The sequence below is a fragment of the Devosia sp. UYZn731 genome (assembly GCF_040546795.1).
In the GTDB taxonomy this organism is placed as follows: Bacteria; Pseudomonadota; Alphaproteobacteria; order Rhizobiales; family Devosiaceae; genus Devosia.
Genome location: NZ_JBEPOL010000006.1, coordinates 1 through 20,244, shown reverse-complemented (window position 1 = coordinate 20,244; position 20,244 = coordinate 1). Strand labels below are relative to the sequence as shown.

Below are 20,244 nucleotides of genomic sequence, written 5' to 3'. Positions count from 1 at the left end.
ACTGCATAAACCCGAAAAGTTGCAGACTTTTCGGAGAAGTTCATGCAGCAGAAGAAATAGACCTAAGGGGCATTTTGCTGCCCCTTAGGCGGCGTTTTTGTGGATGATGGAGGTCTTCAGGCTCTGCACGTCCACGATCAGCGCGACATTGCCGTCGCCCAGGATCGTGCCGCCCGCAATGCCTTCGACACGCTCGAAGTTTTCTTCCAGCGATTTGATCACCACCTGCTGCTGGCCGATAATGTCATCGACGACCAGCGCTACCTTGGCCGATCCCTCGGCCTCGCACAGCACGACGAAGCGGTTTTCCGGCTCCGTCGTCGTGGTCATCGCGAAACGCTGCGCCAGATCGATCACCTGCACATATTCGCCACGCACCTGCAGCACCTGGCCGCCGCTCGGCACGCGCTCGAAATTGGCGCGCGAGCATTGAATGGTTTCCACGATCGAGCTGAGCGGCACCACATAGGGGCTGTCGCCAACCTTGACCAGCATCACGTCCAGAACCGCCAGCGTCAGCGGCAGGCGCAGCGTCATGCGCGTACCCCGGCCAGTCCAGCTTCGGACATGCACGGAGCCGCCGATCTTCTTGATATTGGACAGCACCACGTCCATGCCGACGCCGCGGCCGGAAAGGTCGCTTACCGCCTCGGCGGTCGAGAAACCTGGCGCGAAGATCAACTGGTCGATCTGCTCTTCGGTCGGCGTGATATCGGGCGCCACGATCCCCTTGTCGCGCGCCACCTGCAGCACGCGGTCGCGATTGATGCCGGCGCCGTCGTCCTCCACGATGATCAGAATATTGCCGCCTGCCTGCTCGGCGGAAAGCCGGATCGTGCCGGTTTCGGGCTTGCCCGCGGCCAGGCGCTTTTCCGGGCTCTCGATGCCGTGGTCGGCCGAGTTGCGGATCATGTGCGTCAGCGGATCGCTCAGTTGCTCGATCACCGTCTTGTCGATTTCGGTGTTCTCGCCGACGGTTTCCAGCTTGATCTTCTTGGCGGTCTTGAGCCCCAATTCGCGCACCAGGCGCGGCATGCGGCTGAACACCGATTTGACCGGTTGCGCACGGATCGCCATCACGGAATCCTGCAGGCCGCGCGTCGTCTGCGCCAGCACTTCAAGCCCGCGCACCAGTTCGGTGTACCGCGTGCGCAGCGTCTCATCCATCTGCTGGGTCAACATCGACTGGGTGATGACCAGCTCGCCCACCATGTTGACCACGCGATCGACCTTGTCGAGATCGACACGGATCGACTGCACGCCCAGGCTGCGGCGTTCGCCTTCTTCGCCGGGCGCCGTTTCGGGAGCCGCGGCGGGCGCAATCACCACCTTGGGAGCCAGCGGCGCCTTGGCCACCGGCGTCGGTTTGATGCTGTCGGCGATATCGGCAAAGCTCAGGCCCGGCGCGTCTTCGGCCTTCGCCTCGACAACCGCGACTGCGACCGGAGCGACGTCAGCCTTGGCCTTGGCGGGAGCGGCCTGCTCGATATCGAATTCAAGCAAATGGGCAACTTCGTCGTCGGCCAGTTCCAGCAGGTTGATCGGCGCCATTGCGGGCGCCGACGGCGTCGCGGGATGCACCAGCGCGGCCTTGACCTCGGCGGTCGGCGGCGTGCCGACGCCAAGCTGGGCAATCGCGATATCGCAATCGCCTTCGACAAATTCGAACACTTCGCGGATCATCGCCTCGGTCAGCGTTTCCGAGACCAGTGTGATTTCCCAGGAGCAATAGACCGCGAACGGCTCAAAATCGCTCAGCGGCGGAATCTCTTCCAGCACGGCCTTGGTGGTCATCTCGCCCAAAACTGCCAGTTCGCGGAACAGCAGCAGCGGATCGTTCGCGCGGGCATAGAGCGCCCGGTGCGGGGTGAAGTGCACTTCCCAATGCCCGCTTTCGCCGGCCATGGGCAGGGCTTCGAACGTGTCGTCGATTTCGGGGAAATCGTCGTCATTGCCGCCGATATTGACCATGACGGGCACGAATTCGATGTCGAATTCCTCGTCTGGCTCGCCGGCAGCGTCGTCCTCTGCGGCGTCACCGCGTGCCAGGGCGTCGAAGCGGTTCTTCTCGTCCATGCCATAGTCGGCCGGCAGCGCCTCGCCCGAACGGGCGGCAGCCACGTGGTCGGTGACGATATCGTTGGCGCGAATACAAAGCGTCACGACCTCGTCGGTCAATTCGATGCGGCCGTCGCGCACGTAATCCAGCAACGTCTCATAGGCGTGGGCGAACCCGACCAGCGCCGAGAAACCGAACGCCCCGGCGCCGCCCTTGACCGAATGGATGGCGCGGAACACCGCGTTCAGCCGGTCGGCATCGCGCTCACCGGCCTCGATGGCGACGAACTGCTCCTCGAGCTCGGTCAACAGCTCCGAGCATTCGTCGAAATAGGTAGCTTTGAAATCGTCGAGGTCGCTCATGCGAAACGCCCAACCCTTCTGGGTTTTATACTGGTTTAGTGCACGACGCGATGGATGACCGAAATCAGCTTTTCCGGATCAAACGGCTTGACGATCCAGCCGGTGCCGCCGGCGGCCTTGCCCTGGTCGCGCTTGTCCTGGCTGGTTTCGGTGGTCAGGATCAGGATCGGCAGGCTTTGGTGATTGCCAGTGGCGCGCACGTTCTTGATGAATTCGATGCCGTCCATGATCGGCATGTTGATGTCGGTGATCACCACATCCACGGTCTGGGTCTTGAGCACGTCCAGCCCCTGCTGTCCGTCCTCGGCCTGCAGCACCTCGAACCCGGCATTGCTCAGCGTATGGTGCAGCATCGCCAGAATGGTTCTCGAATCGTCCACGGTCAGTACGCGCAAGGCAGTCATCCTCTCATCATCCCCATGAAGCTGGATCCCAAACCCAGCCGCTCGATCGCGCCGGTCAGGGCTGCGCTCGGCTTCTCAATCGCGAATTCAAAATTGTTTTTGCGCGCGGTTTCCGCCGCGCTGATCAGCATGAAGAGCGCATTGGTCGAAATCCGTTCGACCCCGCTCCCCGAAATGGTGACCGGTCCTTCCTCAATGGCGTCGATCAGGCCGTCGCGGATGCCATCGAGCGAGTCGAGGTCGACGATTGCCGGCAATGCGACAGTTTTTTTCCCGGCCTTGACCATGATTGGAATGCTGCCCCCACGGAGAAATTCCCCGAGCCACAGTCTCCATTGGAACGGTTTAAGAAGTGCTAAGCATTTTGCAGAAGAAGGGCTTGCCAGCCCCTCCACCCCAAAAGAACGTCTTGCCTCGGCAACCGGGGCGGTGTTCCCATGCGCTCACGCCGGTGCTAGGGGAAGGCGCACCTCTGCGAGAGCCTCATCATGACCAGCCAGATCGCCCTCACCGGCATCGCCCGTGACCTTGCCGCCCGCGCCGCAACCGGCAAGCCGATCCGGGTCGGCGTCATCGGCTCGGGCGAAATGGGCACCGATCTGGTGACGCAGATGTCATTGATGACCGGCATCGAAATGGCCGCCATCGCCACCCGCCGCCCCCACACCGCGCTCGCCGCCATGACCATCGCCTATGGGGACGATAGCCACGGTCGCGAGGCCAACACGCCGGCCCAGGCCACCGCCGCCATCGAGGCCGGCAAGATAGCCGTGGTCTCAGCCGAAACCCTCGTCACCACGCCCAATATCGATGTGGTCATCGACGCCACCGGCAAGCCCGGCGTCGCCGCCGACTACTGCCTCACCGCCATGGAACACGGCAAGCATCTGGTGATGATGAATGTGGAAGCCGACGTCACCATCGGCCCCTATTTGAAGAAGGAAGCCGACCGCCTCGGCGTCATCTATTCGGTCGGCGCCGGCGACGAGCCCTCCTCCTGCATGGAGCTGATCGAGTTCGTCTCGGCCCTCGGCCTGCCCATTGTCGCCGCCGGCAAGGGCAAGAACAATCCGCTCTGGCACGACGCCACCCCCGACGATTATCGCGAGGAAGCCGCGCGCCGCAACATGAACCCGCGCATGCTGGTCGAGTTCGTCGATGGCTCAAAAACCATGGTCGAGATGTGCGCCATCGCCAACGCCACCGGTCTCGTCCCCGACGTGCCCGGCATGCACGGCCCCAAGGCCGACCGCGACGACATGGCCAAGGTGCTGATCCCGCGCGAAGACGGCGGCATCCTGCACAAGATGGGCGTCGTCGACTATACCGTCGGCAAGGGCGTCGCCCCCGGCGTCTTCGTCATCGTCAAGGCCGAGCATCCGCGCATCATCGAGCGCATGGATGACCTCCATATCGGCCACGGCCCCTATTACAGCTTCTTCCGCCCCTACCACCTGACGAGCCTTGAAGTCCCGCTGACCTGCGCCCGCATCATGCTCTACGGCAAGCCCGACATGGTGCCCCTGCCCCAGCCCGTTGCCGAAGTCTGCGCCGTCGCCAAACGCGATCTCAAAGTGGGCGAGACCTTCGACGCCATCGGCGAAACCTGCTACCGCTCCTATACGATGACCATCGGCGACGCGCGAAAGAACCACGCCATCCCCGTCGGCCTGCTCGAAGGCGGCAAGGTCACCGCCCCGGTCGCCAAGGGCGCCCTCCTCACCACCGCCAACAGCCAGCCCGACACCTCCACCCGCCTCTTCGCCCTGCGCCAGCGTCAGGACCAGATGTTCGGCCTAGTGTGATCTTCGACGGATTTTCAGTCGACACCTCCCCCTAAGAGGGGGAGGATCAAGGTGGGGGTTTTTTCCACCAGAACCGGACTCCCCCACCTTACCCAGAGTTCACTTGCCTTCTCTCCCCCCTCGCATTAAATCCTGACCAAAACATTCAGGATTATCCCATGTCCAGCCTTGCCGATGCCCGCACGCCCCAGCGCGTCCGCCACGAAACCCGCATGCGCCTGCTGGACGTGGTCGGCGTCACCGACATTACCCCGCTGATGCGCCGCATCACCCTGTCCGGCGATCTTGCCGGCTTCGTCAGCCTCGGCCATGCCGATCACATCAAATGCTTCTTCGGCGAACCGGGCGCGGCCCCCGTGGTTCCCGTACTCGGCCCCAACGGCGCCGAATTCCCCGAGGGCCATCCCCGCCCGCAAATGCGCGACTATACCCCGCGCGCCTTCGACGCCGCCGCCAACACGCTCGACGTGGATTTCGTCCTGCATGGCGATGGCCCGGCCTCCTCCTGGGCGGCCCAGGCCACGATCGGCCAACAACTGCTGATCGGCGGCCCGCGCGGCTCCATGATCGTCCCCACGACCTTCGACTGGTATCTGCTGGCCGGCGACGAAACCGCCCTGCCCGCCATCGGCCGCCGCATCGAGGAACTGCCCGCCGGCGCAAAAGTGCTCGCCGTCATCGAAGTTGACAGCCCCGCCGAGGAACAGCGTTTCGCGACCGCGTCCGACCTGTCGCTGACCTATGTGCACCGCAACGGTCGTCCCGCCGGCACCACCGACCTCCTCTTGTCGGCCGTCGCCGCCCTCGATTTCCCCTCCGGCGACGCCCACGCCTTCATCGCCTGCGAAAGCACCACCAGCAAAGCCCTCCGCCAACATCTGACTGACCAGCGCGGCTTCAACCCCGAATGGATCCGCGCCTCCGGCTACTGGCTGCTCGGCACAGCCGACGCCCACGAACCCCATTAGCGGCGATCCGCGACCTGCTCCTCCCCCTTCCAGGGGGAGGCCGGGTGGGGGTCGGAGAGCCCAAAATCTGTCAGAAAGACCCCCACCTTGATCCTCCCCCTGGCAGGGGGAGGTGTCGACTGAGGCATCGCGACCAGTGCGCTAGGGCCTCAACGCAATCTTCCCCTTGCGCCCCTGCTCGCCACTCGCACTAACCGCCGCCACGATATCTTCCAGCCCAAACACCGCCTCGATCGGCAATACCAGCTCTCCTTTGGCCGCCAGCGCCACCACTTCGCCGAACATGCGCCCGATCACTTCGGGCGCCAGGTTCGGCTTCATTCCCCAGAAGCCGCGCACCTTGATGCCGCGGAACAGCAATTGCGCCGCCGAAATCTTCAGCGGCCGCAGCGTCATCGCGCCGAAATTGACCAACTCGGCCCCGTCCGCCACAACCTCCAGCAATTGCGCCGGCCCGTCGCCACCCAGCGAATCCAGCGCCCTGATGATCGGCGCTCCGCCGGTCAGCGCGCGCACCCGATCCTGCCAGCCGTCGCTCTGGGTGGAGACCACATTGGCGATCCCCAGCGCTTCCAGTTCCGCCACGGTCTCGTCGCGCCGCACGAGGCTAATGACACGGACCCCCTGCTCGGCCCCGAAGCGCGACACCAGCTTGCTGACCATGCCATTGCCGGCATTCTGGATAATCCAGTCACCCGCCTTCACCTTGAGATCGGCCAAAATCATCTTGGCGCTCAGCGGCATCGAAATCAGTTGGCACGCCGTCTCGTCGCTGACGCTATCGGGCACCGGCACTACCCGCGCCGCATCGACCAGATAAAACTCCGCCCAGGTCTGCGCCGCGCCCCCGGCGACCCGCTGGCCAACGCTGAGATTGTTCACGCCCTCGCCAAGCGCCTCCACCACGCCCACGGCTTCCGTCCCCGGCACCGCTGGCAGCGCCGGTTTGATGCCGTATTCCCCCGCAATGGTCATCAGGTCATGGTTGTGGATCGGCGACAGCACCAGCCGCACCAGTGCCTGTCCCGCGCCCGGCACTGGCCTTGGGCGCTCAGCCAAACCCAGCACCTGTTCGGGCACGCCAAAACTCTCGAAAACAACACTGCGCATGGTCACAATATCCTCTGGACTCCAAGGTCCATAGATACGCCTGCGCCCCACCGATTCAAATGCCCTGCGACTATTCGGCCGGGTCGTGCAGCCTTGGATAAACCGCCCGCGGCGGCACCCGATGCATCACCATGGCGACCGCCACGAGACAAATACAGCCCGCCAGCAACACTTCGAACAGCGTCTGCGGCGCGATCGGGCTGGCAAACACCGCCAGCGGCACCGCTGCCGCCGGCGGATGATTGACCCGCAGCAACAGCATGAGCAGCATCACCACCCCAACTGCGATCGCCGCGGCCCACGCCGCATGCGGCAGCAGCGCCTGCGCCCCGCTCGCCACCGTCGCGGCGATAAAGTAGCCCCCAAAGATATTGGCCGGCTGCGCCGATGGACTCTCGGGATGCGCCGATAGCGCCAGCGCCGTCGGCCCCAGCGGCGCCATCAGCAGCGGCAGCCCGGTCCACGCCGCCAGGCTCCCGATCGCCACCAGCCCCAACACCGCTCCGCCACTCGATTTGAGATGATGGGGCCAATGATGCATCGGATCATGACGGGTGAGATAGCGGCGAAACTGACGAAACATCGGACCAACGCTTGAAAAGGCGCGTGCTTTTAGCAAGATCGGGCAACGAGATACAGACCCACCTTCGCGTGCGTCGGCGAACCCTCGACAAATCTTTCTGTTGGCTCAACCGGAAGCCCCATCCAATCGTACTCCCGTCACCCTGTAGCCGCCCCAGGTCCCCCCTCCCAGCCTCCCCAGCATGGCTGGCCCCGATCTAATCCCCCACCGCACTTCCCGCGGGCTTGACCCGCGGGCCTCTCGCCACGCCACCGAATTCAGTGCGACCGGACAGTGCCCCGCGGGTCAAGCCCGCGGGAAGACCGTGGGTGTGAGAGCGCTGTGATGAATCCATCCACCGTATCGCCTCCCCAATCCACCCGCTCCATCGTCCCCTCCCCCTCGAGGGGAGGGCCAGGGTGGGGGGAACTCTCCTCCGAGTGGAGCCAGCCGAAACCAACGCCACTCCGCGCCATATGACCGGCCTCGATCCGATCCGCCACCGCCCTTCCCGCGGGCTTGACCCGCGGGCCTCTCGCCACCCCACCGAATTCGGCGCGACCTGACAGTGCCCCGCGGGTCAAGCCCGCGGGAAGACCGAGTGCGGTGTGAGCATCCCTTGCCCCGGAATTACTGCGCCTTATCCCCCTTATCCCCACCTGAGATTCCCGGCGTATCCTCACCCTCGATATCTCCACAATGGCTGCGGGTTCGCGACGAACGGCCGTGGAGAGTTTGGTGGGAGGGGAATGCGGTCGCGCGATCCCTGGGCCAGCGCGACGTTCGTCTCCCGAAATAATGGAGGCCACGTTCGAGCGGCCAGAAACCCCATCGCATGCGGCGAGGCGCTGTCTCGCTACTACAAATTACCATGAGGCACGTCTCGCCGCATGCCGCAGTCTTCGAGCCGTCCCGCTCTGCGGGCAAATCGATCCAGTGGATCGATTTGAGGAGAGAAGGCCATGAGAGCTCCGCTCGAATGGCAAGGAACCCGCCCGGAGCCACCCGCGCGGCGCTTGCGCACGCCCACTTCCATACTAGTCAATTCCGCCCCGCCCGGCTAAGCCTGATGCAGCTTGAGGAGGCATCCATGACCACGACCAAAAAGATTCGCTGGGGCATTCTGTCCACCGCCAATATCGGCATGGCCAAAGTCACCCCAGCCATCCAGAAATCCGCACATTCCGAAGTCGTCGCCATCGCCTCGCGCGATCTGGGCAAGGCCCAGGCCGCCGCCGCCGAACTCGGCATCCCCAAGGCCTATGGCTCCTACGAGGAACTGTTCGCCGATCCCGATATCGACGCCATCTACAATCCGCTCCCCAATCACCTGCACGTGCCCATGACCGTCGCCGCCGCCAGGGCCGGCAAGCATGTGCTGTGCGAAAAGCCCATCGCGCTCAATGCCCAGGACGCCGAAGCGCTGCGCCAGATCCCGTCGGGCATCATCGTGCTCGAAGCCTTCATGATCCGCTTCCATCCCCAATGGCTGCGCGCCCGCGACATCGTCGCCTCGGGCGAATTGGGCGACGTCCGCGCCATCAACGCGGTCTTTTCCTACTTCAACAATGACCCCGCCAACGTTCGCAACCAAGCCGATATTGGCGGCGGCGGCATCATGGATATTGGTTGCTACCCCATCACAGCCGCGCGCTTCATCTTCGGCGCCGAGCCGAAACGCGTCGTCTCCCTGGTCGAACGTGATCCCACTTTCGGCACCGACCGCCTTGCCAGCGTCCTTGCCGATTTCGGCAATGGCCGCCAGCTCAGCTTCATCTGCTCCACCCAGGCCGCGGCGCATCAACGCGTGCAGTTGCTCGGCACCAGGGCCAAGCTTGAAATCACCATCCCGTTCAACGCCCCGGCCGACGAGTTCACCGCCATCACCATCGACAGCAGCGGCAACCTCGACGGCTCGCTCGCCCGTCGCGAAATCCTGCCCGCCGTCGATCAATATACCGAACAGGCCGAAGCCTTCGCCCTGGCCGTGCTCGGCGAGCAACCCCTGCCCTGGGGCGTGGACGACGCCATTGCCAGCATGCGCGTTCTTGACGCCGTGGTCGCCAGCGAGAAATCTGGAGGCTGGGCTAGCGTTTGACTGCGGCCTCGATCATGCGTCGGCACATCAACTTGATGCCGGCCACCATCTGGGCCTCGTCGGCGATCTTGAGCGCAATGCCATAGGCGGCAGCGCAGATGACCTTGGTCAGCGCCGCCGCCTCGGCGACGCCTGCCGCACCAAGCTCGGCTGCGATCTCGACTTCGGCCCGCAGATCCTTTTCGCGAAACCGGGCACCCACCCGCTTATGCTCGCTCATCAACTCGCCGGCATGCGGCGATCCCGCAAGCGTGCGGGCGAGCACCGCGTATTGGCCCGCCAGCGCCGCGCCAACACGCTCCGAGATATCCCCGCTCCCCGCCATGCCGCTATCATAGGCCGCGAGCAGATCGTCCATTATGGTATCGGCGATGCCCACGAAGATCGCGTCCTTGTCGGCGAATTGGACATAGAGCGTCGGCTTGGCGATCCCCGCTTCGCGGGCGATAGCCTCCATGGTGGTGCCGCGTAACCCGTTGCGCAGCACCAGGAAACGCGCCGCCTCGAGAATGCGGCGGCGTTTTTCCTGGGTCTTGCCGTCTGCCGGTTCGCTCAAATATCAAAACTCGCGCTTGAAATAATTGAACGATAGTAATATCTATCGTTCAATTCGTAAAGGAGACACCCCGTGTCCGATCGCGTTCTGCTCACCGGCATATCCGGCTTCCTCGGCGGCCATGTCGCGCTGCAACTACTCAATGCTGGCTACACCGTGCGTGGCAGTGTGCGCAATCTCAACCGTGCCGACAAGGTGCGCGCTACCCTGGCTAATGCGGGCGCTGACGTGAGCCGCCTCGATTTCGTCGCCCTCGATTTGTTGAGCGACGCCGGCTGGGATGATGCCGTCAAGGATTGCCGCTACCTGCAGCACACGGCCTCACCCTTTGCCCTTGAGACTCCCAAGGACGAGAACGATTTTATCCGCCCCGCCGTCGAGGGCACGCGCCGCGCCATCACCGCCGCCCTGAGCGGCAAGGTCGAGCGCATCGTGCTGACCTCGTCCATCGCCGCCATCCAATATGGTCACGCCGATTATTCACGCGCGCTGACCGAGGCGGACTGGACCAATGTCGACAGCCCCACGACGGGCGCCTATCCGAAATCCAAGACGCTCGCCGAACGCCAGGCCTGGGCGCTGATGGACGCAGCCGGCCGCCACGACGATCTCGCGGTGATCAATCCGGCCGGTATTTTCGGGCCCTTGCTCGATGAAGACCCGGGCACCTCGTCCATGCTTGTCCGCCGCCTGCTCGACGGCAAATTACCGGCCGTGCCCAAGCTGGCCATGTCGGTCATCGATGTGCGCGATGTGGCGGCCCTGCAGGTCGACGCCATGACCAATCCCGCCGCCGCAGGCCAGCGCTGTATTGCCTCGCAAGGCACCTATTGGATGTCCGATATGGGCAAGATGCTCAAGCCCGCCTTCCCCGATCGCCGCGTGCCGACCGCCGAACTCCCCAACTGGGTGGTGCGCCTCGTGGCCCTGTTCGACCGCGACGTGCGCGACAATATGCATGAAATGGGCACCCAGAAGCGTGTTGACGGCCATCTGGGCAGCGCGCGCCTGGGCCGTCCGCTGATCACCGCCGCCGAAGCGTCCATTGCCACCGGCAAAAGCCTGATCGAACACGGACTGGTCTAGCCGGCGGGCGGCAAAGCAGAAACATATCCCCTTGCAACCGGCCCGATTTTTCTTCATATCTCGCCCGGTCGGAACGGGGCTGTAGCTCAGTTGGGAGAGCGCGTCGTTCGCAATGACGAGGTCAGCGGTTCGATCCCGCTCAGCTCCACCATTCCGACAAGGGGATAATTTCACTAGTTTAATCAGCAGGTTACGGGGGACATATTTTCCGTTCGTACCCACATTCGTACCCGGTTTGCGTACCTGCTAGAATAGACCAGACAATTCTTGAAGCGCGATCTTCTTGTGCATTGAACCATAAAGACATGGCCCGGGTAGTTCCCGGGCCATGTTGTTCCGGGTCGCTCATCAGGGCGGTGAAGATACAGTCGGCTTCGTCGGTTTCGCGGATTTCGACCTTGAGCAGGGTGCGCATTGGGATCGAGCGTGATTGGAAACTGCTGTATTGGCGAGACGAGGCGGTGGTGGCCACCCGCAACTTTGCATCAGTTAGCAGCGCGTAACGGGCTTCACGGGACTTGAACTCATATCATAAATTAGATTATTATAAGTGAAATTATACTAATCAGGATTATCCTATGGATTTTGTTGGTAGAGAGCGGGAATTAGCTCTGCTGAAAGCTGAGTTCGATCTTTCCAGGCCTTCCCTGGTCATCGCCTACGGCCGGCGCCGTATCGGCAAATCCTGGCTCCTGAAGCAGGCCGCCGACGGACGGCCCAGCATCTATTTCCAAGCAACCATAGCATCGTCTGCCCAGAACCTCGAGACGTTCAAGGCTGTGGTCGCGCTCGCCATTGGTCAATCGAAGCTGTTGGCTGGCTTAGGTACCTGGGAAAGCGTTCTCCATTATCTCGCGGACGCTGCGGAAAAGCAGCCCGGCCTCGTCGTGACTTTCGACGAATTCCCATACCTGTTGGCCGACGATAAATCCCTACCGTCTGTTCTGCAGCGTTTCTGGGATACCGGTGCTGCCGCGTCCGGCAATCTGAAACTGGTATTGTGCGGTTCGGCCATCTCTCAGATGGAAGATCTGCTGGCTGAGAAGAACCCCCTATATGGGCGCAAGACGATGTCGATCGACGTTAAACAGCTCTCGTTGCGGGAAGCGGCCGAGTTTTTCCCAGACTATTCCGCCGAGGAGATTATCGAGACATATGCGGTGTTCGGGGGCGTCCCACATTACCTCGCCCAATGCGACCCGTCCAAAGATCTGCGGGGCAACATCATCGACCTGCTTTTGACCGAGACTGGTGGATTGGTGAACGAGCCGGAGTTTCTGATGAGGAGCGAATTCGAAAAGCCCCAGACCTATGCCGCAATTCTCGCCGCCATTGCCGATGGTTGCGATAGCACCGGCACCATCGCCGATCGCATCAAGGGCAAGACGTCGGACATTTCGCCCTATGTCGCCAGACTGATCAGGCTGGACCTCATCACGTCCGAGAAGTCGCTCGACGCCGATGAGAAGGGCCGCAATCGACGGCTGCTGCTGAACGATCAGCTGCTAGCCTTCTGGTACCGCTTCCTCCCTCGATATCTCGGTGCCATCAACAGCGGGCATGGTGAAAAGCTCTTCGACAGCATCATTGTTCACGCATTGCCGGAGTTCATGGGTGGTGCGTTCGAGAAGATCTGTCGCGATCACGCCCGACTGCACCTGGAGGAACAGACAGGTGTACCAGCAGCTGAGGTTGGGTCTATTTGGGGCCATAGCGACATGGACGTCGATGTAGCCGGAACACTATTGAATGGTGACGCCTTCTTCGGCGAAGCAAAGTGGCGTTCACGCCGTGTGGATATGGCAATGGTCGAGAAGCTGAAGCAGGCGCCGGAAAAAAGCGGCTACGGCGGCACCTATGGGCATCACTTCCTGTTCTTCAGCAAAACTGGCTTCAAAGAGGAAGTTCAGCAGTTTGCCGGTGTCGACGCCTCCGTCCACCTCATCGATCCTGAGTTGCTCGTGTACGGGCCCGACCGTCGCTACCGGCACAACCCCCGCGGCCCCAAATAGTAGGGGTGCCAGCATTCCCAAGGAGACAACAGCTTTTGGAAGCGGCAACGTCTTTGCGGACCTGGGTGTCCCGAACCCCGAAGAGCATCTGGCGAAATCACGCCTTGTGTCCAAGATTTCGGCAGTCATTCGCGACCGCGGTCTTGCCCAGGCGGAGGCCGCCGGGCTGACTGGCATCTCCCAGCCGAAGATCTCCGGGTTTATGAGAGGCCAGTTTTGCGATTTCAGCTCCGACCGTCTCCGCCGCGTGTCGGATAAGCGTCGATGTGGAAAGCGACAATGCGTGCCCGCCGTCGAAAGGGATCTAACTAGATGCTGGATGAAGCAGTGAGAAATTTGGCGACTTAGGCCTGCCCTGGCTCTGCCTGATCAGCGCCAGAGTACCGGCGACGGAACGGCGTCCTCGTCCCGCGCGGGGAAGTAGATCGCCTCGATGGTGCTCCGGCGCTCGGCGCGTACCTCGTCATCCAATCCTCCTTCCACAATGTAGGAAGGGACGGCTGTACAAGCCTCACTCAACGCGCCTGTAGTTGACTGCAGCGCCTCGGTGACGCCGTTCTTGACAACAGTCTCGAAAGGCACAGCTAGGGGCGGGATGCCTTGCCGTTTTTTGGCTTCGGCGAGTGCCGCGTCCCTGACCTCTAGAACCTCGCCCCAACAGCGCCTCGAGAGCTCCTTGTGCCCTGGCCATTTGGCCTCCGCCACATCACCCAACTCGTTGAAGTATGCTTCCTGGATCGTGCCGGAGATGCTGAAGCCGAACCGATGCAGGTAGGATTCGTCGTCGGGAATGACTTCTAGGTAAACGCCGTCCATGGGAGTGGAAAGCATGCAGGCCCCCAAAGGCGCTCGAGACACCTTGCCGCCACGCCACGGAAATGACTCCAGCGCGTCCTTGAGCCTGGCGGCATCCGGCGCCTCGCCAGCGATCTCATACCACAGGGCGACAGGGTTCCATGGGCCGGCGATCGCCGACAACGGCGCCTTGCCGTCCGTGTGAACGGCAAATTTGAGACGGGCATCCGTGCGTTCTGGCTTGAAGGTCATGGGACTCGATACTCCTCGAGCCCAAAGATATTTCAGGCCGACGAAAGTCACCATCTCGGCCACGGCTTATGGAATGGTCGGCAAGGCCTGAATGGGCGGATCGACGGTGCTTGTCAAAAGCTCAGATACGGGCGACCGTACAGCTCGAAATCGAGAGCACTGGAAATTGGAATGGAAAAAGGAAGGCTGATTTCCGTCGAGATGGTCAGCATGTCGATGGATGGCAACAGCGGCGGTGTTTTGCACTTCGATATCGTGATTGGTGAACTCAGTGATCTGGCCCGCGCTGCAGCACGGGTCGCGGTCGCGACGGGTCACAACGTATGGCCGGCGCCGACGTAAAGGAGCCCAATGGTTAGGCGTTCTGCTGGCGGGCCTCGAGGCAACTGCCTAACCTTATCGCGTCTCAAAATGAGACAGTATGGATAAATGATTCAATCTGATGCCCTAGATGCAGGAATTGGTTCACGACCATCATTTTTATGGTTCAACAAACCATCTAAAACGGCGACCATACCTGCAACGCCAGGTTCTCTTTATGCTTCAGGGCACATTCTCGTGCTGGAAGATGCCGGACGGGCTTTTTAAGTTCCGCAACCGGGTCTGCCCGCCATTGCATCTATCAATTGTTCGCCCGTCTCGCCCCAAGCGAATCGTCTTTTTCATGGAACCCGCATATATTAGTTCTCATCGGAACTAGGAGATACGGCATGAACACGATCGGCTTTAGATACCCCTTAGTGGTAAACGCGGAAAGCACGATGGCATGGCCCATGTTCCTAATAGGGCCGGTCGTGCTGATCGTGGCGCTGACCTGTTGCGCCGCCATCGCAGCGACCGCAACGGTCGGGGGTTATGCCGCAGCTTACTTATCTATCTTCGCCATGTTGCCGTGCTTCGTCATGCTGATGTCCGGGTTGGGACGCGTGAAGTTGGGATGGCTGCGCAATCATCTGACGGCCGCTGCTGCCATCTTCACGTTGCTCGCACCCTTGGTCTTGCCGGCGCTTGCTTCGCTTGCCGCCGAACTTCAAACGCTGTGGTTCGTCCTGTCCTACGGTGTTTCAACTGCGGCGGCCGCAGCATTTTTGTCCGCGCCGTCAAAAACCACCTAGCAATAAGGTTTGAAGTTGCCGACATAAGGACGGAAGAAATGCAGTCGCTGGCGCCAGTCCGCGACTATCAATCTTCCAGATCGCGATTCAGGCGCATGATGGCAAGCGAAAGCAGCATGGCGCCGGCCGCGATCACAGCGATTGAAATCCATGGATTTGCCGCGTGTTCCAATAGAGGCGAGACATCCGTTGGCTAGGAACGCAATCGCCGCGCCGTTCAGGAAGTTGGCCCCGGCTGTCGATGGCGACACTGATGGCCAGCGCAACTTGATCATCGCCATCATCTTCGAGCAGATCGAAGATATCATTGATAAGGCCATGCCGAGAACCGGACGGCGACGCATTAATTGGCATATGGTCCGCGTTCCCCACAACCGCTGCCTGGAAAGATTGTCGTCGTGAAGACGACCATGTCTGTTGCCGAGCAGAAGGCTTTCTTGGCCGATTGGGACCGACAGATTGCAGTGCTCGACGCCAAGAAGCTTGATAAGCACGGCAACGACGAGAACTGATGCTCTCGCATGTGTATCCGTCACCACCAACGTCGAGGCGATCCGCGCCTTCGTTCGCGACTTGGTTGTCGATGTGGGCAGTATCGGAATTTCGAGCCGCAGACCTTCGTGGTGCCAGGTTATTTCTCGACCTGTTCCCACATGCGGGTTGGAGCGCCCCAGAAGACTGGCTAACCAGGGAGTTTGTCGAAAGGGAATTCGGCGAATTCAGAAGCGGAACACTGGGGCTGATCGAGTCCAACTAGGTCTCTGCATCAACAAGATTCGCCGGCCACACTGTACCCTGCGCCTTGCCGTCGATATTGCTTGCCGAAATTGAGAAGCTCGCCACGGGTTCTGAGCGGACCCGCACCTGTGTTATGGTTCGTGCGCTCAAGTACCATCTCGCCCGGGAGGCCGTGGGTGGCGTTTGCCTGTCGGTCCTGCGTGGCCGGGAAGAGGCGTCCGCGGGCGGCGGCAAGGATGCTGATGACGTGCTGGCAGAGCTTGAGGAAATCATCCGCAGCCGCAAAGCCGCGTAGCGTCCGTTTGAGTTAATAGCCAGATGTCGGAGGTAGCGTTCAGTTTGTCCCTCCAGCGCCCGGCAGTTGAACCTTTCCGTACCATGGCCTATTTTAGCGCGCGTAGGAGCCTGGCAACGATGAACGTTACCTCGAACATTGCAGCGAACACCGGTTCCTACTCTTCGGAGTCGGAAGCGCTGAATGTCGTGGTCGGGCGCATTGTGGATGCAGTTTCTCCCGTCTCGGTATACCTGTTCGGCTCACGTGCGCGCGGCGACCACCGACCTGACTCCGATTTCGATCTGCTGGTCGTTACCCAAGAGAGCGACGGGGAAGCTGGCTTCGACTATGATCGTGTCTACGCGCCCGTGCTCGGCACAGGCGTAGGTTGTGACGTCGTCCCATGCCGTGAGGACGACTTCAACCGTGAAGCAATCAAACCCACCGGCCTCATCCGAGAAGTGGTCACCCATGGCGTGAGGCTCTATGACCGAAAAGGTTGATAGCCTAATTACCCTGGCGGAAGAAGATTTTGAGTTGGCATCGCAGCCGACGACACCGCCCCGTCCTGCCGCCTATCACATCTCGCAGGCGGCGGAAAAAGCCGCTCGAGCAGTTTGCGTGCACGAGGGGGTTGAGGTTGGTCCGACCCACAACATCGGGCAGATCGGGGCTTTGCTGCCCGATGAGCACCCACTGCGCCAAGCTATCGAAGATCAGAACTATCAGTCGTCGGCATCGACGAAGTTTCGGTATCCCGACCCTGTCGGTAGGCTTCCCAAGGAGCTACCGAAAGATGAAATCGACCGACGGCTCGATGACGTTCGGAAGTTTATTGAAATGGTCAAAACCCATATCTATGGCTCTGCCTACAAGCCGAAGAGCACGGGCCGGTAGGCTGGACGATAATATCCTTGAGAGGCCGGTATACGGGAGGACCGGCAGCCGCCGTCAAAGGCGAGAGGGATGGATATGAAGCACCGATGGCCGACCGATGTCATTTAGAAGTGGGTTTCTCGCACGAGCGTCAGTTTCAGTGTTCCTGATCCTCGAGTGGCTTCCCCGCGATGGCGGATTGGAAACCGATCACCGCGTTGCCCAAAGTTCTCAGGCCTGAAAGCGCGGGATGGTGGCGACGACAATACCCCATCAAGGGAAAACGGCGACGGCAGTCCGACGAGAGTCTCGGTGAGATTCGCGGTTGCGGACGGTCGGACCTACGGGGAACAGGCAGTTTAAAATAGGTCAGTTGCGGCCAGGCGCGGCGTGGGTTGCGGGGCTGAAGCATCAGGCCGGTTGCAGAGAGTGTTCCAAAAAAGCCGTCTAACGGCCTTATGATCTAAACAAGGTCACGAATCTCAGGCCCTACTTTTAAGACTTTAGCCGACCGTGCACGGTCTCTTTCGAAACAGAATAGCTGCCAGTCGGGCGAGACCATTGCACTCACCGCCTCGATGCATTAGCCACCAAGAATGCGTCATGCAGAGTGCAACGCAGCTGACATGGCGATGGACGAAATGACCGACACTATTGTGCTCCGCGACGACCTGCTCGAATTGACCACCGAAATTGTCTCGGTCTTCGTGAAGCACAATGCTGTTAGTCTGTTGGATCTGCCGTCCCTCGTCCGAGACGTGCACGCGTCGCTAGCGACCTTGGGGCACGAGAGTGTGACGGAGCCAGCAATCGTGCAGGCGCCAGCCGTGCCAATCAAGAAATCCGTGACTCCTGATTTCATCGTCTGCCTCGAAGACGGCAAGAAGTTCAAGTCGCTCAAGCGCCATTTAATGACGCATTTTCAGATGACCCCTGACGACTACCGAGCCAAGTGGAATTTGCCCAGCGACTATCCGATGGTCGCTCCTTCCTATGCAGCGGTTCGCTCTAACCTCGCCAAAACTAACGGTCTAGGCCGCAGGCCCGCGTTCGTTGCTGCACAGGCGCGTCGCAAAAAGGTCGCCGCTGACGTCTAGCACCCTGCCCGCCGTCCGACACTCTGTCAGATCAGGTCCTAGCCTCGCGCGATGGAGCTGCTCGACAAAGGGACGGATCATGTACGACAACACCGTTCTGTCCTCGGTCTTGACGAAAGTTTCCACCGGCATGCCCGGGCAACAGTCGGACATGGGTGGGAGCCTATCTGACAAGGTCTCATCCGACAAAAGGACCGCTCTCTTAGCCTGGTCGCCGATTAGACTTTCGCCGGGGTATGTCGGACTGGCAGCTGCGCGCTGCCAGAGTAGCACGGATATCTGATGCATCCAAGGAAGTCACCGAACCGCCCCGACCGCGGCATCTGGGCGCTGCTCATCAAGCAAGAGGTATACAAAGCTCCGGTTGCGGCCGCGGCATAAGCCAAGGCGGACCAGAGGTCGTCGGGACGTAGTCGGTGGAAGGAAGGTCTGCCGCAATAGTCGGCGAGACGGGGTCGGAAAACCAGGGCAATCCACTGTGCCTTGAGCACGCTGTGGGTGATATGGATCGGGTCCGCGAACTCCCATACGGGCCTGCAGCCTCTGGTGCTTCATCAGAGGCCGGACAGATGGCAGCATCCGACTACGGGCTACCCTTCAAAATACCGCTTGCGTCTTACGGGGCGTCCACAGATGGATTGCGGACCGACTGGTTTTGGTGGCGGTGATAAGAATAGCAGACATCTGGTGCTCTTGATCAGCGAGAGCGTCAGCCGAAATGCACCTGAGTTTTGCACTGTGTAAGCCTTTGCAATTGCACGGCCAGGGAAGCGGTGCATAAAACTTGATTTCTGCACCGGCTGCTTCCGACCCAAGGCTAGGGGAAACTCGGCGAGAAAATCAACGAGTATGCCTTGCAACCGACAGTTTGCTGACTGATGCTTGAGCGTCGGCAGTAGACCGATGAGAGATAAGGAGCTTCAAGTGAGCGAGTTTTTCTCCCGACCGCTTGCCAAGTTTATGGCAATTTTTGCCGTTGTGCTGGGCTTTTCCGCTGTTGCAATGGCGCAAAGCCCGCGATCGGTCGAGGTGAAATTTCCCCGCGGCCAGAGCGGCACGACAATTTCTGACCGCATCACGGGCTACCAATCGGTCAACTACAGGCTCGGCGTGACCGCAGGGCAGACGATGAGCGTCCAGCTCGATACCGACAATGCCAGCGGCTACTTCAACATCACCGCACCGGGTGCCTCCCAAGCGGTTTATAACGGCTCCATTTCAGGCAATTCGACATCGCTGCGAATTCAGTCGAGCGGAAACTACGTCATTAACGTCTATCTGATGCGCAATGCGGCCCGGCGCAGCGAAACCGCCAACTACCAGCTTACTCTTTATGTGGAAGGCCGTGCGGTCGCGGTCAGTCCAACGCCGGTGCAACCCGACTTTGCCGATGGCCTGGCCGGTGGACCGGATTATTGGCAGGTCCGAGGGCTGGCGGGCGACACGCTCAATGTCCGGTCCGGTCCTGGGGCGAACAACCGCATATTGGGACGGCTGGCCGAGGGTGACGTGCTGCGTAACAGGGGGTGCCAGATGAACGGCAGCACGCGCTGGTGCCAGATCGAGACGAGGCGTGGTCTGCGCGGCTGGGTCGTGGGACGGTACCTTCGGGAGTCGTCGGGCAACGCGCAACAGCAACCACAACGGCCGCCGCGCCCGACCACATTGCCTTCCCCATTCCCCACGGTGCTGCCCAGTCAGGGGCCAAGGCCCACCCCTTATGATGCGGTATCGACGGCAGATATGCCGCGCTACTGCGCCGGTGAGGCGTCTGCGGAATTCGGCGTGCGTCCAACCGAGATCACCACCAACTTGGCGTTCAAGAGCGGCGACAACTACGTTGTGCAAGGCAATTTTGATGGCGACAACGGCACGACATTCTTTAATTGCTATTTTGGTCTTGATGGCAGTTTCAGCTCGGTCTCCTGATGGCCGCACCGGCGGCTCCCGACCCCATTGCGGTTTCTTTCCAATGGAGTGTTGATTGTCGCCTGGAACTGACCCGGGGTTGTCATTGAGAAGTGACCCGCCTGTAGGATAGTTTCCCGCGGTGCGGGGATGGTCAAGTGGCA

Annotated in this window: 21 protein-coding genes and 1 tRNA gene; 14 read left to right on the top strand and 8 right to left on the bottom strand. The window is 61.1% G+C overall.

The genetic code is table 11. The features are described 5' to 3' along the window. Positions 1–84 precede the first annotated feature (84 nt). The 3 genes from ABIB57_RS15310 to ABIB57_RS15300 are packed head-to-tail and all read right to left on the bottom strand — an operon-like array spanning position 85 to position 3,112. Entirely contained in the window at positions 85–2,421 is a 2,337-nt protein-coding gene (locus ABIB57_RS15310; protein WP_354041950.1) for a chemotaxis protein CheA, read from the bottom strand. A gap of 35 nt (positions 2,422–2,456) precedes the next feature. Then, positions 2,457–2,825 carry a response regulator gene (locus tag ABIB57_RS15305; RefSeq protein ID WP_299733164.1) on the bottom strand — a complete coding sequence of 123 codons (369 nt, stop codon included), beginning with the start codon at positions 2,823–2,825 and terminating at the stop codon, positions 2,457–2,459. Next, positions 2,822–3,112, bottom strand: coding sequence for an STAS domain-containing protein (locus ABIB57_RS15300; protein WP_354041948.1), 291 nt, complete (start codon positions 3,110–3,112; stop codon positions 2,822–2,824). Before ABIB57_RS15300 ends, ABIB57_RS15305 begins: the two co-directional genes overlap by 4 nt. Positions 3,113–3,313: 201 nt before the next feature. Between ABIB57_RS15300 and ABIB57_RS15295 the strand changes: the two genes are divergently transcribed. Next, positions 3,314–4,630 carry an NAD(P)H-dependent oxidoreductase gene (locus ABIB57_RS15295; RefSeq protein ID WP_354041946.1) on the top strand — a complete coding sequence of 439 codons (1,317 nt, stop codon included), beginning with the start codon at positions 3,314–3,316 and terminating at the stop codon, positions 4,628–4,630. 158 nt (positions 4,631–4,788) lie between these two features. Further along, positions 4,789–5,598, top strand: coding sequence for a siderophore-interacting protein (locus ABIB57_RS15290; protein WP_354041945.1), 810 nt, complete (start codon positions 4,789–4,791; stop codon positions 5,596–5,598). A gap of 141 nt (positions 5,599–5,739) precedes the next feature. Here ABIB57_RS15290 and ABIB57_RS15285 read toward each other — a convergent pair whose 3' ends face one another. After that, positions 5,740–6,708, bottom strand: coding sequence for a zinc-binding dehydrogenase (locus tag ABIB57_RS15285; RefSeq protein ID WP_354041944.1), 969 nt, complete (start codon positions 6,706–6,708; stop codon positions 5,740–5,742). Positions 6,709–6,778: 70 nt separating this feature from the next. Continuing rightward, positions 6,779–7,291, bottom strand: a complete 513-nt coding sequence (locus tag ABIB57_RS15280) for an HPP family protein (RefSeq protein WP_354041942.1) — start codon at positions 7,289–7,291, stop codon at positions 6,779–6,781. A 1,069-nt stretch (positions 7,292–8,360) separates the two neighbouring features. Here ABIB57_RS15280 and ABIB57_RS15275 point away from each other — a divergent pair. Next, complete coding sequence (locus ABIB57_RS15275; protein ID WP_354041941.1) at positions 8,361–9,368, top strand: Gfo/Idh/MocA family protein; 1,008 nt, start codon at positions 8,361–8,363, stop codon at positions 9,366–9,368. Here ABIB57_RS15275 and ABIB57_RS15270 read toward each other — a convergent pair. Continuing rightward, on the bottom strand, positions 9,358–9,924 hold the full coding sequence (locus tag ABIB57_RS15270) for a TetR/AcrR family transcriptional regulator (RefSeq protein WP_354041940.1): 567 nt from the start codon (positions 9,922–9,924) through the stop codon (positions 9,358–9,360). The two genes, ABIB57_RS15275 and ABIB57_RS15270, sit on opposite strands and share 11 nt — an antisense overlap. A gap of 72 nt (positions 9,925–9,996) precedes the next feature. Here ABIB57_RS15270 and ABIB57_RS15265 point away from each other — a divergent pair, with 72 nt between their 5' ends. The 4 genes from ABIB57_RS15265 to ABIB57_RS15250 all read left to right on the top strand — a co-directional run bounded on the left by ABIB57_RS15265 (position 9,997) and on the right by ABIB57_RS15250 (position 13,353). Then, positions 9,997–11,010: an SDR family oxidoreductase gene (locus ABIB57_RS15265; protein ID WP_354041938.1), complete on the top strand. Its 1,014-nt coding sequence runs from the start codon at positions 9,997–9,999 to the stop codon at positions 11,008–11,010. A 75-nt stretch (positions 11,011–11,085) separates the two neighbouring features. After that, positions 11,086–11,161, top strand: a tRNA-Ala gene (locus ABIB57_RS15260). A gap of 427 nt (positions 11,162–11,588) precedes the next feature. After that, complete coding sequence (locus ABIB57_RS15255; RefSeq protein WP_354041937.1) at positions 11,589–13,022, top strand: ATP-binding protein; 1,434 nt, start codon at positions 11,589–11,591, stop codon at positions 13,020–13,022. Further along, positions 12,931–13,353 carry a helix-turn-helix domain-containing protein gene (locus tag ABIB57_RS15250; RefSeq protein WP_354041935.1) on the top strand — a complete coding sequence of 141 codons (423 nt, stop codon included), beginning with the start codon at positions 12,931–12,933 and terminating at the stop codon, positions 13,351–13,353. The genes ABIB57_RS15255 and ABIB57_RS15250 overlap by 92 nt, the downstream gene beginning before the upstream one ends. 38 nt (positions 13,354–13,391) lie before the next feature. On the opposite strand, the gene ABIB57_RS15245 is transcribed toward ABIB57_RS15250, so the two are convergent. After that, positions 13,392–14,069: a hypothetical protein gene (locus tag ABIB57_RS15245; RefSeq protein ID WP_354041934.1), complete on the bottom strand. Its 678-nt coding sequence runs from the start codon at positions 14,067–14,069 to the stop codon at positions 13,392–13,394. A gap of 171 nt (positions 14,070–14,240) precedes the next feature. On the opposite strand from ABIB57_RS15245, the gene ABIB57_RS15240 reads away from it, so the two are divergent. Both ABIB57_RS15240 and ABIB57_RS15235 read left to right on the top strand, forming a co-directional pair. Then, a complete protein-coding gene (locus tag ABIB57_RS15240; protein WP_354041933.1) occupies positions 14,241–14,411 on the top strand; it encodes a hypothetical protein in 171 nt (56 codons plus the stop codon). Between the two features lie 368 nt (positions 14,412–14,779). Beyond that, the gene (locus ABIB57_RS15235) at positions 14,780–15,184 is read left to right on the top strand and encodes a hypothetical protein (RefSeq protein ID WP_354041931.1); all 405 of its coding nucleotides are present in this window, start codon (positions 14,780–14,782) and stop codon (positions 15,182–15,184) included. On the opposite strand, the gene ABIB57_RS15230 is transcribed toward ABIB57_RS15235, so the two are convergent. Next, entirely contained in the window at positions 15,181–15,459 is a 279-nt protein-coding gene (locus ABIB57_RS15230) for a hypothetical protein (protein WP_354041930.1), read from the bottom strand. The genes ABIB57_RS15235 and ABIB57_RS15230 overlap by 4 nt on opposite strands. Positions 15,460–15,986: 527 nt before the next feature. Between ABIB57_RS15230 and ABIB57_RS15225 the strand changes: the two genes are divergently transcribed. The 5 genes from ABIB57_RS15225 to ABIB57_RS15205 all read left to right on the top strand — a co-directional run bounded on the left by ABIB57_RS15225 (position 15,987) and on the right by ABIB57_RS15205 (position 20,101). Then, positions 15,987–16,217 carry a CopG family transcriptional regulator gene (locus ABIB57_RS15225; protein WP_354041929.1) on the top strand — a complete coding sequence of 77 codons (231 nt, stop codon included), beginning with the start codon at positions 15,987–15,989 and terminating at the stop codon, positions 16,215–16,217. A 119-nt stretch (positions 16,218–16,336) separates the two neighbouring features. Further along, positions 16,337–16,702 (top strand): nucleotidyltransferase domain-containing protein, encoded by a 366-nt coding sequence (locus ABIB57_RS15220; protein ID WP_354041927.1) that lies wholly within the window; start codon positions 16,337–16,339, stop codon positions 16,700–16,702. Next, a complete protein-coding gene (locus ABIB57_RS15215) occupies positions 16,686–17,096 on the top strand; it encodes a HEPN domain-containing protein (protein WP_354041926.1) in 411 nt (136 codons plus the stop codon). The genes ABIB57_RS15220 and ABIB57_RS15215 overlap by 17 nt, the downstream gene beginning before the upstream one ends. A 620-nt stretch (positions 17,097–17,716) precedes the next feature. Further along, on the top strand, positions 17,717–18,172 hold the full coding sequence (locus ABIB57_RS15210; RefSeq protein WP_354041924.1) for a Ros/MucR family transcriptional regulator: 456 nt from the start codon (positions 17,717–17,719) through the stop codon (positions 18,170–18,172). Between the two features lie 924 nt (positions 18,173–19,096). Then, entirely contained in the window at positions 19,097–20,101 is a 1,005-nt protein-coding gene (locus ABIB57_RS15205) for an SH3 domain-containing protein (protein WP_354041922.1), read from the top strand. Positions 20,102–20,244: the final 143 nt, after the last annotated feature.

Coding starts and splice junctions, on each gene's coding strand:
- ABIB57_RS15220 (WP_354041927.1), top strand. CDS start 16,337: ATGAACGTTACCTCGAACATTGCAGCGAACACCGGTTCCTACTCTTCG.
- ABIB57_RS15240 (WP_354041933.1), top strand. CDS start 14,241: ATGGAAAAAGGAAGGCTGATTTCCGTCGAGATGGTCAGCATGTCGATG.
- ABIB57_RS15310 (WP_354041950.1), bottom strand. CDS start 2,421: ATGAGCGACCTCGACGATTTCAAAGCTACCTATTTCGACGAATGCTCG.
- ABIB57_RS15280 (WP_354041942.1), bottom strand. CDS start 7,291: ATGTTTCGTCAGTTTCGCCGCTATCTCACCCGTCATGATCCGATGCAT.
- ABIB57_RS15210 (WP_354041924.1), top strand. CDS start 17,717: ATGACCGACACTATTGTGCTCCGCGACGACCTGCTCGAATTGACCACC.
- ABIB57_RS15305 (WP_299733164.1), bottom strand. CDS start 2,825: ATGACTGCCTTGCGCGTACTGACCGTGGACGATTCGAGAACCATTCTG.
- ABIB57_RS15245 (WP_354041934.1), bottom strand. CDS start 14,069: ATGACCTTCAAGCCAGAACGCACGGATGCCCGTCTCAAATTTGCCGTT.
- ABIB57_RS15300 (WP_354041948.1), bottom strand. CDS start 3,112: ATGGTCAAGGCCGGGAAAAAAACTGTCGCATTGCCGGCAATCGTCGAC.
- ABIB57_RS15290 (WP_354041945.1), top strand. CDS start 4,789: ATGTCCAGCCTTGCCGATGCCCGCACGCCCCAGCGCGTCCGCCACGAA.
- ABIB57_RS15255 (WP_354041937.1), top strand. CDS start 11,589: ATGGATTTTGTTGGTAGAGAGCGGGAATTAGCTCTGCTGAAAGCTGAG.
- ABIB57_RS15215 (WP_354041926.1), top strand. CDS start 16,686: ATGACCGAAAAGGTTGATAGCCTAATTACCCTGGCGGAAGAAGATTTT.
- ABIB57_RS15230 (WP_354041930.1), bottom strand. CDS start 15,459: ATGATCAAGTTGCGCTGGCCATCAGTGTCGCCATCGACAGCCGGGGCC.
- ABIB57_RS15275 (WP_354041941.1), top strand. CDS start 8,361: ATGACCACGACCAAAAAGATTCGCTGGGGCATTCTGTCCACCGCCAAT.
- ABIB57_RS15295 (WP_354041946.1), top strand. CDS start 3,314: ATGACCAGCCAGATCGCCCTCACCGGCATCGCCCGTGACCTTGCCGCC.
- ABIB57_RS15285 (WP_354041944.1), bottom strand. CDS start 6,708: ATGCGCAGTGTTGTTTTCGAGAGTTTTGGCGTGCCCGAACAGGTGCTG.
- ABIB57_RS15235 (WP_354041931.1), top strand. CDS start 14,780: ATGAACACGATCGGCTTTAGATACCCCTTAGTGGTAAACGCGGAAAGC.